8 protein-coding genes, 1 pseudogene and 1 riboswitch are annotated in these 13,408 nt (G+C 77.4%); of the genes and pseudogenes, 6 read left to right on the forward strand and 3 right to left on the reverse strand.

Features of this window, described 5'->3' with window-relative positions; all coding sequences use genetic code 11:
• The 5 genes and pseudogenes from FA014_RS20020 to FA014_RS12690 form a co-directional block, all read left to right on the forward strand.
• Positions 1-911: pseudogene (locus tag FA014_RS20020) on the forward strand (hypothetical protein); the annotation flags it as partial.
• A 145-nt stretch (positions 912-1,056) separates the two neighbouring features.
• Positions 1,057-3,714 (forward strand): hypothetical protein, encoded by a 2,658-nt coding sequence (locus tag FA014_RS12675; RefSeq protein WP_154730037.1) that lies wholly within the window; start codon positions 1,057-1,059, stop codon positions 3,712-3,714.
• Between the two features lie 197 nt (positions 3,715-3,911).
• Positions 3,912-6,443: an ATP-binding protein gene (locus FA014_RS12680; RefSeq protein WP_154730038.1), complete on the forward strand. Its 2,532-nt coding sequence runs from the start codon at positions 3,912-3,914 to the stop codon at positions 6,441-6,443.
• Positions 6,440-7,162: a response regulator gene (locus FA014_RS12685; protein WP_154730039.1), complete on the forward strand. Its 723-nt coding sequence runs from the start codon at positions 6,440-6,442 to the stop codon at positions 7,160-7,162. Before FA014_RS12680 ends, FA014_RS12685 begins: the two co-directional genes overlap by 4 nt.
• A 335-nt stretch (positions 7,163-7,497) precedes the next feature.
• Positions 7,498-7,572: riboswitch (cyclic di-GMP riboswitch) on the forward strand.
• Between the two features lie 16 nt (positions 7,573-7,588).
• Positions 7,589-7,813: a BldC family transcriptional regulator gene (locus FA014_RS12690; protein WP_147796295.1), complete on the forward strand. Its 225-nt coding sequence runs from the start codon at positions 7,589-7,591 to the stop codon at positions 7,811-7,813.
• A gap of 151 nt (positions 7,814-7,964) precedes the next feature.
• Here FA014_RS12690 and FA014_RS12695 read toward each other — a convergent pair whose 3' ends face one another.
• Genes FA014_RS12695 through FA014_RS12705 form a run of 3 tightly spaced genes read right to left on the reverse strand, consistent with a single transcriptional unit; the run spans position 7,965 to position 11,740 of the window.
• Positions 7,965-8,579: a TetR/AcrR family transcriptional regulator gene (locus tag FA014_RS12695; protein WP_154730040.1), complete on the reverse strand. Its 615-nt coding sequence runs from the start codon at positions 8,577-8,579 to the stop codon at positions 7,965-7,967.
• A 13-nt stretch (positions 8,580-8,592) separates the two neighbouring features.
• Entirely contained in the window at positions 8,593-10,758 is a 2,166-nt protein-coding gene (locus FA014_RS12700; RefSeq protein ID WP_154730041.1) for a YhgE/Pip domain-containing protein, read from the reverse strand.
• Between the two features lie 34 nt (positions 10,759-10,792).
• Positions 10,793-11,740, reverse strand: coding sequence for an ATP-binding cassette domain-containing protein (locus tag FA014_RS12705; protein ID WP_230323121.1), 948 nt, complete (start codon positions 11,738-11,740; stop codon positions 10,793-10,795).
• A 351-nt stretch (positions 11,741-12,091) separates the two neighbouring features.
• On the opposite strand from FA014_RS12705, the gene FA014_RS12710 reads away from it, so the two are divergent.
• Positions 12,092-13,408 (forward strand): bifunctional transcriptional activator/DNA repair enzyme AdaA (locus FA014_RS12710; protein ID WP_154730042.1); only part of this gene is annotated, 1,317 nt, incomplete at its 3' end.

Consider the following 13,408-nt stretch of genomic DNA (forward strand, 5'->3'; position numbering starts at 1 on the left):
TCCGCGAGCGGGAGGCGCGGGCCGCCGAGGCGCACGCGCAGGCCGCGGCCGCGCTCGACGACGCCGCGGCGCGGCTGCGCGGCGCCCGTGACCACGGCCGGACGGCGCTCGCGGGCTCGGCAGGGCGCGTCGCCGACAACGCGGCGCGGGTCCGGCTCGCCGCCCTGCTCGTGGAGCTCCCCGCGACGGAGCCCGACCCCGACCTGCCGCGCGCCGAGGCGACCACCTGGTCGCTCGCCCGGGTCGACGCCGTCACCGACCGGGCCGCCCGGATCGCCGAGGCGACCGCCGAGGTGCGCCTGGCGTGGGACGCGTGGGAGCTCGACCGCGCGCAGGTCTCGCACGCGGACGCCGTGCGGGCGCTGGCGGACGCGACGGAGTCCGCGCGGACCGTGCTCGCCGGTTCCGAGGGGCGCACGCACGACGACGCGGCCCGGCAGGTACTGGCAGCCGTCGTGGCCGCGGCCGAGAGCGTTCTCGGCGCACCGGACCCGGTCGGCACGTCGGCGCTCGACGCCCTCGCCGTGACGGCCGGGGCGCAGGTCGACGCGCTCGCCGTCGCCGTCGCGGACGTCGTCGCCGCCGAGGAGGCGTGGACGGCCGAGCAGGACCGGCTCGCGGCCGAGCAGGACCGGCTCGCGGCCGAGCGGGCGGGGCGGGCCGGGGCGACGTCGGGCGGGTCGCGCACCCCCGGGACGGGGACCTCCTCGGACAGGCCGCGCGCGGGCGGTGGATCCGCGGGCGGCCCCGCACCCGGGTCCGCGTCCGGGACCGGTGCCGGACGCTACGACGGGTGGCTGTCCGGGTGGTTGCCGGGCGACCCGGTGCCGGACGGCTGGACGGTGGTCGTCGAGACCGAGGGCGGCGGCTGGGGCGGCAACGAGCACGGCGACGTCTGGGACCTCGGGTGACGGACCGGCCGCCGGGGGAGGCGCCCCTGGGCTGACCCGACCCCGACCGCAGCGACCCCGCACGACCGACCACCTCAGCGGTGAGGGCCCGGTGCTGGAACACCGGACCCTCGTGCCCGCTCGACAGTTCCTCAGGAGACCTGACATGCAAGCACGGCCATCTTGGCATGCCCGCCGCGCCACCTCGGCGCTGCTCGCGGCCGCCCTCGCAGCGGGTGCGTGCGTCGCCCTGCTGCTCGCCCCCGACCCGCGGGCAGCCGCGGCAGCGGTCCCCGCGGCGGGCGTCAGCATCACCCCGCCCGGCTACGGACCGGTCCGGCTCGGCCCGCTCGACGGGCCGGCCGGCTCCGACGAGCACGGCTACTGCGTCCAGGCCCGGGTCACGGCCTCCGGGCCGGCCGACGTGGCGGTGGGCGCGACCCACGTGGACGACCCGCAGCTGGCGGCGGCGCTCGCGCGGCACCGCTGGTCGACCGACGACCTGACCCAGGCGGCCCTGGCATACGAGGCCCACCAGCGCCAGGAGCGCCCCGGGTCGATGGCCGGCGGGGACGTGGGCGCCGTGCGCTCGCTGCTCGCTGCCGCGACCCCGCAGGCGGTGAAGGACCGCGCCGCGGAGATCATGGCGCAGGCCGCGGACGAGGCCGGGCCGTGGACGGGCGCCGCCGGATCCGTGGCCGGTGCGGGCACCCGCACGGGCGAGATCCGCGGCATCACGCTGCGCTCCGCCTCGGGGCAGGCGGTGCTGGACGCACCGTTCACCGTCACCCTCACCGGGCCCGCGACCCTCGACGCGACCGGCACGCGCACGTACTCGGGCCGGACGACGCCCGCGCCGATCGCCCTCGGCTGGACGGCCACCGGGAACGGCACGGTGTCGTACCAGGTCCGGTTCCCGGACGCCTGGCGCACCACGGTCACGGTCCTCGAGCTCCCCGCGAACCGCCAGGACCAGCTCACCTACGGCAACCGGCCCGGGCACGACCCGGCGGAGGTCACCGTGCCCGGCGAGCCGTTCGAGGTGGTGAAGGACTTCCGCCCGCGCGCGGCGACCACCGTCCGGGACGTCGTGGTCGGGGCGGGCGACCCGCTGGTCGACGTCGTGACGTTCGCCGCGGCACCCGGGGACGAGTGGGCCGTGCTCGACGGGGTCCCCGTGGCCCTGCCCGCGGACGTCACCTGGTACGGGCCGTACGACCGGCCGCAGCCGCAGGCGGCCGCTCCGCCCGAGGACGCGCCGGTCGCCGGGGTGGAGCGGGTGGTCGCCCAGGGACCGGGCACCGTCAGCACCGCCGGCACCGTCCGTGCCACCGGCCCGGGCTTCTACACGGCGGTCGTCACCATCCGCCGAGCCGACGCCGGCCCGTTCGCCGAGTACGTGCGGGAGGACTTCGTCGCGCCGTGGTTCGAGGAGGCGGAGACCACGGTCGACCGGTTCGACCTGGAGCACGAGTCGCAGGTCCGGGAGTACAACGTCGCGCCGGGCGGTCGCGCGTTCGACCGCATCACGATCACCGGGTACCCCGGGGACCACGGGCAGTTCGGCGGGCTCGGGGGGTGGGCGGCCGACCTCGGCGACGCGACCGTGACCGTCTACGGCCCGCTGCCGGCGCCGCCGGACAGCCCCGAGGTGCCCGCGGACGCACCGGTGCACTGGGCGGACACGCTCGCGGCGGTGAACGGCACGTTCGAGGTCGGGTACGACGACGCGCACCCGATCGTGGCGCCGAGCCGCGCGACCCACCCGGGCGGCGACTACTTCGTCTTCGTCTACGCCTTCGCCGGCGACGACCGGGTCGAGCCCTTCGTGAGCCCGTTCGACGACGTGCGGGAGGTGTTCTACGTCCCCGGACCCCCCGAGGTCGTGGTGCCGCCGTCGGTCGTGACCCGGGCGCAGCCGACCGCCGCGACCGGAACGCCCTTCCACGACGTCGCCCTCGTCACCGGGACCACGGGCCCGGGTGACCACCTCGTGTTCCGCGCCTACGGGCCCCAGGACCCGGACGCGGACCCGGTGTGCGACGAGGAGACGCTGATGTGGACCTCCGACCCGGTGCCGGTCGCGGGCGCCGGGCTGTACGACTCGGGCAGCGCACCGGCGCCCGAGGTCGCCGGGGCCGTCTACTGGGTGGAGACGCTGCACGCCGCCGACGGCACCGTCCGGCACACCGGCGCGTGCGGCCTGCCGTACGAGACGACGCAGGTGACCGACGTCCTCGCCGTGCGCACCGAGGCGCGCGCGGCGCCCGCCGACGGATCGCCCGCGGGCGACCCCGCCGACGGTCCGCCCGCGGGGGGCCGTGCGGGCCTCGGGCCGGTGGTGGGCGCCGAGCTCTGGGACGTCGTGGTCGTCACCGGCGCGGTCCCCGCGGGGGCGACGACCGTCGTCGACCTGTTCCACGCGCCGGAGGGCCAGCCCCTGGTCTGCGAGGAGCCGGTGTGGACCTCGGAGCCGATCCCGCTGACGGACGGTGCCGGCGAGCACGTCACGGGCCGGTACCGGACCGCGGCGCCCGGTACCTACGGGTACGTCGAGCGCACCACCACCGCCGACGGTGAGGTGCTCTCGGTCGGCGAGTGCGGCGACCCCGCCGAGACGCTGACGGTCGTCGCGCCGCCCGAGCCCGCGCCGGCGGCCGGGCCGCCGGACCAGCCGCTCGCGGTCACCGGCGCCGACGCGGCGCTGCTCGGCGGCGCGGCGCTGCTGCTCGCCGTCGGCGGGGTGGCGGCGGTGGTCCAGCGGGCCCGGCTGCGGCGGACGCTCGACGCGACCGCCGACGACGACGGGTGGCCGTCGGGGTGAGCGGGTGCTCGCGGCGCGCGGACCGGGACGCGCGCCGCGGGCGGTCCCGCCCGCTCACGGCCCGCCCGGACCCCGCCGCAGGTCACCGTCCCGGGCGGACTACGATCGCGGCAGGGACCTGGAGCACCCCGGTCAGCGCGCGGCGACCGCGGCGCGCCGCCCGGACCTCGCCCTCGACGACCAGGAGGGGTGAGCCGATGACCCGGGGCCGGCTGCGCGTGCTGCTCGGAGCCGCACCCGGCGTGGGCAAGACCTACGCCATGCTCGAGGCGGGCCGTGACCTCCGGGCCGACGGGCGGGACGTCGTCGTCGCCGTGGTCGAGACCCACGGCCGCGCCGCCACCGCCGCGCTCGTCGAGGGACTCGAGGTGGTGCCGCGGGCCCGCGTCGAGCACCGCGGGATCGCGCTGACCGAGCTGGATCTCGCCGCCGTGCTGGCCCGGCGCCCCGAGATCGCGCTGGTCGACGAGTACGCGCACACCAACGCCCCGGGCTCCCGGCACGACAAGCGCTGGCAGGACGTCGCGGAGCTGCTCGACGCCGGCATCGACGTGGTGACCACGGTGAACATCCAGCACATCGCGTCCCTCAACGACGTCGTGCGCACGATCACCGGCGTCCCGCAGCGGGAGACGGTCCCCGACGCGGTGCTCCGGGCGGCCGACCAGATCGAGCTGGTGGACCTCGCGCCGCAGTCGCTCCGCGACCGGCTGGCCGAGGGCAACGTCTACCCGGCCGAGCGGGTCGACGCCGCGCTGTCGAACTACTTCCGGCTCGGGAACCTCACGGCGCTGCGCGAGCTCGCCCTGCTGTGGCTCGCCGACGAGGTGGACTCCGCGCTGCGCTCCTACCGCGCCGAGCACGCGATCGAGGCGCCCTGGGAGGCGCGAGAGCGGGTGGTCGTCGCGCTGACCGGCGGGCCCGAGGGGGAGACGCTGCTGCGCCGGGGCGCCCGGATCGCGGCGCGGTCGTCCGGCGGCGAGCTGCTGGCCGTGCACGTCAGCGCCCAGACCGGGCTCCGGGACACCGACCCCGGCGCGCTCGCGGCCCAGGCGGCGCTCGCCGAGCAGCTCGGCGGCACCTACCACCAGGTGGTGGGGGAGGACGTGCCGACCGCGCTCGTCGAGTTCGCCCGCGGGCAGGACGCGACCCAGCTGGTCATCGGGCTGAGCCGCCGCGGCTGGCTGAAGGCCGCGTTGACGGGCCCGGGCATCGGGGCGACCGTCATCCGGCAGGCCGGGCCGATCGACGTGCACATCGTCAACCACGCCGCTGCGGCGGGCGGCCGGCTGCCGCTGCCGCGGGTGTCCGGTGCGCTCACGGTCCGGCGGCGCCTGCTCGGGTTCGCCCTGTGCGTGCTCCTCGGCCCGCTGCTGACCTGGTGGCTGGTCAGCGCCCGGACCGTCGACTCCCTGGCCAGCGACGTGCTCGCGTACCAGCTGCTGGTGGTGGTGATCGCGCTGGTCGGCGGGCTGTGGCCCGCGCTGCTCACGGCGCTGCTGTCCGGGTTCACGCTGAACTACCTGTTCGTCGCGCCGACCCACGCGGTCACGGTCAGCGAGCCGGTGCACGCGCTCGCGCTGGCCCTGTACGTCGTCAACGGTGCGCTGGTCGCCGCGGTGGTCGACCTCGCCGCGCGCCGTACCCGCGCCGCGCACCGGGCGCGGGCGGAGTCCGAGCTGCTGGCGACCGTCGCGGGCGGCGTCCTGCGCGGCCAGGACACGCTCGGTGCGCTGATCGAGCGGGCCCGGGAGGCGTTCGGGCTGGCCGGGGTCCGGCTGCGTTCGGGCGACGAGGTGCTCGCCGAGTCCGGCACCGTCCGGCCCGGCTCGCCGCACGTGCCGGTCGACGAGCAGACGGTGCTGGACCTCGACCGCGGCGGTGCGGTCCCGCGCGGCGCCGACGTCCCGGACGTCGACGGGGCGGGCAACCGGCTGCTCGGCGTGGTCGTGGCCCAGGTCGCCGCCGCGCTCGACCACCAGCGGCTCACGCGCACCGCCGACGCCATCGGACCGCTGCGGGAGACGGACCAGGTGCGCAGCGCGCTGCTGTCCGCCGTCAGCCACGACCTGCGACGCCCGCTCACGGCGGCCACCACGGCCGTCGGCAGCCTGCGCTCCCGGGACGTCGACCTGTCGCCCGCCGACCGCGAGGAGCTCCTCGAGACCGCCGACGAGAGCCTGGCCACCCTCACGGGCCTGGTCACGGACCTGCTCGACGTGAGCCGGCTGCAGGCGGGCGTGCTGGGGGTCTCGGTCCGGCCGACCGACGTCGACGACGTCATCCTGCCGGCCCTCGACGAGCTGGGCGCGGGCCCCGACGAGGTGCGGCTCGAGCTGGACCCCGCGCTGCCGCCGGTGCAGGCCGACCCCGCGCTGCTGCGCCGGGTGCTCGTGAACGTGCTGGCGAACGCGCTGCACGCCACCCCGCCGGGCGTCCCGGTGCGGGTGCAGACGAGCGCCTTCGCCGACCGGGTGGAGGTGCGGGTGGTCGACCACGGGGCCGGCGTCCCGGCCGACCGCCGGGCCGACCTGTTCGTCCCGTTCCAGCGGCTCGGGGACACCGACAACGCCACCGGGCTCGGGCTCGGCCTGGCCCTGTCGCGGGGGTTCGCCGAGGGGATGGGCGGCACGCTCGGCCCGGAGGACACCCCGGGCGGCGGGCTGACGATGGTGATCGCGCTGCGTCAGGCCGGCGCCGCGCTCGGACCCGGGGAGGGTGACCGGTGAAGATCCTCGTCGCCGACGACGACCCGCAGATCCTGCGCGCCCTGCGGATCACGCTGCGCGCCCGCGGCTACGAGATCCTCGTCGCCACCGACGGGGTGTCCGCGCTCAACCAGGCCATCGAGCACAAGCCCGACCTGTACCTGATCGACCTCGGGATGCCGCACCTCGACGGCGTGGAGGTGATCCAGGGCCTGCGCGGCTGGACGAGCGCCCCGGTGCTCGTGCTGTCCGGGCGCACCGGCTCCGCCGACAAGGTCGAGGCGCTGGACGCCGGCGCCGACGACTACGTGACCAAGCCGTTCGGGGTCGACGAGCTGCTCGCCCGGATCCGCGCCCTCACCCGGCGCGCCGCCGGCGGCACCGACGCCGAGCCGCTGGTCCGGATCGGCGACGTGACCGTGGACCTCACCGCGACCACCGTCACCCGGGACGGCACCCCGCCCGAGCCCGTGCGCCTGACCCCGACGGAGTGGCGGATCCTCGAGGTGCTGGTGCGCAACGCCGGGCGGCTGGTCACGCGGCAGACCCTGCTGCAGGACATCTGGGGCTCCGAGCACATCACCGACACCGGGTACCTCCGGCTGTACCTCTCGCAGCTGCGCAAGAAGCTCGAGCCCGACCCGGCCGCGCCGCGGTACCTGCTCACCGAGCCGGGCATGGGCTACCGCTTCGACCCGACCGGCGGGGGCGACGCGCCGGGGACCGGCGCCCCGGGCTGACCGGCGCCCCGGGCTGACCGCCCGCCCGCCGCGCTGCCTGCCGGGCCGCCCACCCCGGGGATCGCCCTGGTTCCCACCCGATCGTCGCGCGGCGCCCCGGACGATCCGGTGGCCGAGACACGCCTCGCCGGGGATCAGGGGGCGAGCCTTCCGCCCGCGCGGGTGAATCTGCGTGCCGTGCGGCTGGCCCCGGTGGCGGGTCCGGTGCCGCGCTGGTATCACCGGCGGTCGTCGCCCCGTCCGCCATGTGAACGCGCACACCGCTGACCTGCGGTTCTGTCCGCTCTCGGGTGGTACTTGCCGATCTGTCCGATTTCTGTATAGTTCTCCTCGTTGAGCGACAACGGCAAACCCGCTGCAAGGCGGGGACGCAAAGCCACGGGTCCCATCGGGACAGCCGGGCTACCGAACCGACTAGGAGTCACCATGACGTACCCCCTCGAGGCCCAGATCCCGACGCAGGCCTCCGCCTCGCTGCTCACCCCGGGTGAGGTCGCGGTCATGTTCCGGGTCGACCCGAAGACGGTCACCCGCTGGGCCCAGGCGGGCAAGCTCTCCGCCGTCCGCACCCTCGGCGGCCACCGCCGGTTCCTCGAGTCCGAGGTCATGGAGCTGCTCGGCGGCGTGCCGCAGCAGGCCGGCCGCCTCTGAGGCGCAGCACCCCGCAGCATCGCGAACGGGCCCCCGAGCACACGCTCGGGGGCCCGTTCCGCGTTCCGGGGCGGCCGCACCCGGCCCGGTGGAGCGTCCGGCCGGACGCGCGCACGGGGTGTCGGGCCGGACCGTCCGCCCGTGCGCGACCTCAGGCCGGGAGCTGGTCCAGGACCGTGGCCAGCACGGCCCGGCGCACGTCCGCGACCGGCCGCTCGGGCTGGAAGGCCAGCCACTCCAGCCCGGCGACGAGCGTCGCCCCGAACATCGCGGCGGCCGTCAGCGACGGGTCCCGGTGCGGCCAGGACGCGGCGACGACCTCGGCGAACACCGCGAACGCCTCGTCGCGCACCTGCCGGATCGAGTCCTGCCAGTCCCGGCCGGTGCGGAACACCTCGGCGACGAGCACCTTGGCGAAGTCGGGGTGCCCCTGGATCTGCGCGAGCAGCTCGTGCACCAGCGCGCCGACCGCGTCCCGGCCCTCGCGTCCCTCCGCGGCGCCGCGCAGTGCCGTGGTCAGCGCGCGCTGGCCCTCGGTGAGGACCGTCTCGAACAGCGCGCCCTTGGACCCGAAGTTGTAGTAGACGCTGCCCTTGGCGACCCCGGCCCGGTCGGCGATGTCGTCGACGGACGTCGCGGAGAACCCGCGGTCGGCGATCAGCGCGACGGTCGCCGTGATGATCGCCCGGCGGGTGTCGCGCCGGCCGGTGCCGGGGGAGTCGACGGCGCCGGAGGGCGCGGGGACGGCGTCGGCGGCGTCTGGCATGGGACCCAGCCTCTCAGATCGACAGGGCAGGGTGCAGGCGGGAGAGCGTCCACGTGCGCTGCCGGGCCGCGCGCCACGACGTGATCGCGAGCGAGCCCAGCAGGAACGCCCCGAGCGCCGCGACCGAGGTCCACAGCCGCGCGTCGGTGCCGCCGGTGGTGAGCTCCCGCAGGCCGGTGACGGCGTACGTCATCGGCAGCGCCGGGTGCAGCGCCCGGAAGAACCCGGGCGTCGTCTCGACGGGGTACGTGCCCGACGCGGCCGTGAGCTGCAGCATCAGCAGGGCGATGATCGCGACCTTGCCGGCGGCCGCGCCGAGCACCGCGATGAGCATCTGCTGCACCGCGAGGAAGGCGCCCGCGACGAGGACCGTGAACGCGGCGGTGCCCAGCGCGGTCGACCAGCCGAGGCCGAGCCCGAAGTGCACGACCGTCAGCAGGATCACGACCTGCCCGACGCCGATCGCCAGGGCCGGCAGGTAGCCGGCGAGCGCGATCCGCCAGCCGCGGGCAGGCGTGGCGAGCCCGCGGGGCGGCAGCGGGCGGAGCAGCAGCCAGGTGATCAGCCCGCCGACGAACAGCGCCAGCGGCACGAAGAACGGCGCGAAGCCCTCGCCGTACCCGTCGGCCGCGGCGACGTCCGTGCTCGACAGCTCGACGGGGGTGCTGAGAGCGCTCGCCCGGTCGGACCGGGTGCCGTCGGAGTCGTCGGGGATCTGCGCGGCCCCGTCGGCGAGCTTGTCGGCCAGCTCCTGGCTGCCGTCGCCGAGCTGGTCGGTGCCGTCCGCGACCTGGGTGGCCCCCGACGCGAGGGTGCCGGTGCCGGACGCGAGGTCCGCGGCGCCGGACGCGAGCGTGTGCGCTCCGGTGTCGAGGGCGGCCGCCCCGGACGCGAGGGTGCCCGCGCCGCCCGCGAGGTCGGACGCCCCGGACGCGACCTGGGCGGTGCCCGAGGACAGGCTGGCCGCGCCGGTCGCGAGCTCGCCGGACGACGACGCCAGGGTGCCCAGCCCGGTCGAGAGCGCGGCGGAGCCGTCGCGGAGCCGGTGCGCGCCGGCGACGAGGGTCTGCAGGTCGGCGGCGGCCTGCTGCTGGGCGGCGGCGTCGGGGAGGTCGAGGTCCGCGACGGCGCCCTGGAGGTCGGCGAGCGCCGCCTGGATCGCGGCGGCGGTCGCGGTGTCCCCGGCCTGGGCCCGCTGCTGGGCGAGCGCTCCCAGGTCCTGGCCGGCGGACGCGAGCGTCCCGGACAGGCCCTGCGCGCCGGCGGACAGCCCGGTGACCGTCGCGGCCACCTGGTCGACCCCGTCGCTCACCTGCCGCGCGCCGTCGGCCAGCGCGCCCGCGTTGGTGGCCGCGGTGGACGCCCCGTCGGCGAGCCGCCGGGCGCCGGCCGCGAGGTCGGCCGCGCCGGAGGCCGCCGACCCCGCGCCGGAGGACAGCGTGCCCGCGCCGGTCGCGAGGGCGGCGGCGCCGGAGTCCAGGCGGCCCGCGCCGCCGGCGAGGTCGGCGGCGCCGGACGACAGCCGGGCCGCGCCGTCCGCGGCCGAGGTCGCACCGTCGGCGACCTGGTGCGCCCCGGACGACAGGTCGCCGCTCGCGGCGGTCAGCGTGAGGGCGCCGTCGGAGGCCTGGGCGAACCCGTCGCGCGCCGAGCCGAGGCCGACGAGCACCTGGTCCGCCGCCTGCTCGCCGATCGTGGCGGACACGGCGGCGCGGATCTGGGTCATCGCGCTGCGGCCCAGGGTCGAGGCGAGGTAGGAGTTGGCGTCGTTGTACGTGACGTCGATCTCCGCGGAGGTCGGGGTGTCGCCGCCGATCGACGCGATGTCGGTCGAGAAGTCGGCGGGCAGCGTGACGGCGAAGTAGTAGGTGCCGTCGGTGACGCCCGCGGCGGCCTGGTCGGCGTCGACCTGCCGCCAGTCGAGGGCGTCGGAGTCGAGCAGCTCGTCGACCACGTCGTCGCCCGCGCGCAGCGGCTCGCCGTCCCGGGTCGCGCCCTCGTCGGCGTTGACCAGGGCGACCGGCAGCCGGTCCAGGTTGCCGGTCGGGTCCCAGTAGGCCCAGAGGTACAGCGCGCCGTACAGCAGCGGGATCGCCAGCATCGCGACGACGGCGAGCTTCGGCAGCAGACCGCGGCGGAACCGGCGCAGCTCGGTGCCGGTCGACAGGGAGGAGAGCATCAGGAGGTCCTCGGGGGAAGTGCGGGGGGCGGGTTCAGGCGGCGGGTACGGCGTGCGGGCCGGTGGCGAGGTTCGCGACCTCGGGCGGCGTCCACCAGCGCATCCGGGCGACCTCGTCGAGCGAGGCGACCGACGCGATCACGGTGGTGCCGGCGGCGGCGATCGCCTCGAGCCGGGTCCAGACCGTCTGCCGGCGGCCGGAGTCGTGCACCTGGTCGACGTCGTCGACGACGAGCAGCTCGGGCTCCTGGGCCAGCGCCAGGGTGACCCGCAGCAGCATGGCGTCGACCTCGTCCAGGTCCCAGATCACGGTCGAGACGCGGGGGAGCGGGCGCTCGCCGAACACCGGCCCGGCCAGCGCGGCGAACCGCTCCTGGGACACGCGCCCCGTCCAGCGGTACCAGGGCGACAGCCAGGCGAGCCGCTCGCGGGTGACGTCGCCCACCGTGACGGAGTCGTCGAGCTCGTCCACGCCGGCGAACCCGGCCACGGCGGCGCGGCGCTGCACGGCGGCCCGGCGTCGCGGCAGGTCCTCGCCGAGCACGGTGAGGTCAGAGCCCCGGTCGGGGACCATCCGGCCGGCGAGGGTCAGCAGGAGGCTGGAGCGGCCGGCGCCCTGCGGGCCCTGGACGACGGTGAGCGCCCCGGCGGGCAGGTCGAGGTCGACCGGGCCGTAGACGGCGCCGCGGGAGCCGGTGAGCACGAGGCCGCGGGCCCGCACGGCGAGCGGCGGGGGAGCCGGGAGGGCGTCGGGGTCCTGCTGGTCGGCGTCGTCCTGCGCCGACGGCACGGCCCGCTCGGTCTGCGTGACCTGCTCGGGCTGCTCGGGCTGCGCGGACAGGGTGACCTGCTCGGACGGGGTGGCCCGCTCGGGCAGGGGCGCCCGCTCGGGCCGGGTGGCCTGCTCGCGCAGCGCGGCCTGCTCGGCCTGCACGACGTCCTGCTGCTCGGCCTCGCGGGTCGGGGTGGGCTCCGAAGACACTGTCGCCTCTGATCGATTCGCACTGACTGGTCAGTACAAAGATAGGACGACCGAGCCGCGCCGTCACGTCGACGCGGCGTCTCGCACGTCACACCCGCGCCGCCTGGTCCGGCGCGCGCCCCGGGGCGAGCCAGTCCGACCACCCCGAGATCGGCGGTCCCGCCCGAGATCGGTGGTTGCACGCACCGATCTCGGCGCGAAGCACCGATGTCGGCGCCAGGTTCGTCCGGCGGGGGGCGGCCGTCAGGGCGTCGTCCGGCCGGGGGGCAGGGCGGCGGGGTCGCGCAGCGGGTCGACGGCGATGTCCGATCGCCGCTGGACTCCGGTCGGCGCGCGCGGTGCACTGGGGGCATGCTCACCCGCGATCCCGCCGACCCGGCCACGCCGGCGGCCGCCGCGCCCGCGGCGCCGCACGCCCGCTGGGCCCCGGGCGACGCCGGCTTCGAGGAGCGGTACCGGGCGATCGACGCGCGGGACACCCGGTTCGACGGGCAGTTCGTCACCGCCGTGTCGTCGACGGGGATCTACTGCCGGCCGTCCTGCCCGGCTCGCACCCCGCGGCGGGAGCACGTGACCTTCTACCGGACGTCCGCCGCGGCGCACGAGGCCGGCTACCGCGCGTGCAAGCGCTGCCTCCCGGAGGCGACGCCCGGGACGCCCGAGTGGGACCTGCGCCGGGACGCGGTCGGCCGGGCGATGCGGCTCATCGGGGACGGTCTGCTGGACCGCGGCGGGGTGGACGCGCTCGCCGCGGAGCTCGGGTACACGAGCCGGCACGTGCACCGGATGCTCGTCGCCGAGCTCGGCGCGGGGCCGCAGGCGCTGGCGCGGGCCCGGCGGGCCCAGACGGCGCGGGCGCTGCTGGTCGGGACGGCGCTGCCGGTGACGGACGTCGCGTTCGCGGCGGGGTTCGGGTCGGTGCGGCAGTTCAACGACACGATCCGCGAGGTGTTCGCGGTGCGGCCGTCGGAGCTGCGGGCACGGGCCCGCCGGACGGATGCGGTCGACGCGGCCGGGCCGGCGGGCGCGGTCGGGGCGGCCGGGGCCCCGCAGGTGCGGCTCGATCTCGCGCTGCCGGTGCGGCAGCCGTTCGACGCCCGGGGGGTCCTCGGGTTCCTGGCGGTCCGGGCGGTGGCCGGCGTCGAGGTGTCGGACCTCCCGGACGACGGGCCGCTCCGCTACGCCCGGACCCTGACCCTGCCGCACGGCCCGGCCGCGGTGGAGGTCGTCGCGACCCCCGACCGGCGGGGCGGCTGGCGGCTGGCGGCGCGGCTGGAGCTCGCCTCGCTGGCCGACGTCGGCACCGCGGTGTCGCGGGTGCGCCGCCTGCTCGACCTCGACGCGGACCCCGCGGCCGTCGACGCCGCGCTGTCCGCCGACCCGGTGCTCGCGCCGCTGGTCGCCGCCGCGCCGGGCACCCGCGTGCCGGGCACGGTCGACCCGGCGGAGCTCGTCGTGCGCGCGATCGTCGGGCAGCAGATCTCGGTCGCCGCCGCGCGCGGCCACCTGGGTCGGCTGGTGGCCGCCGCGGGCACGCCGTACGCGTCGGCGATCCCGGGGCTGGACCGGCTGTTCCCGACGTCCAAGGAGGTGCTCGCGGCGGTGCCGGCGCCGGTCGCGGGCGCCGAGCCGGACCCGGGCCGGCCGCTCCGGCTGCCCGCGCGCCAG

Source organism: Cellulomonas hominis (assembly GCF_005239125.1).
Classification (GTDB): domain Bacteria; phylum Actinomycetota; class Actinomycetes; order Actinomycetales; family Cellulomonadaceae; genus Cellulomonas; species Cellulomonas hominis_A.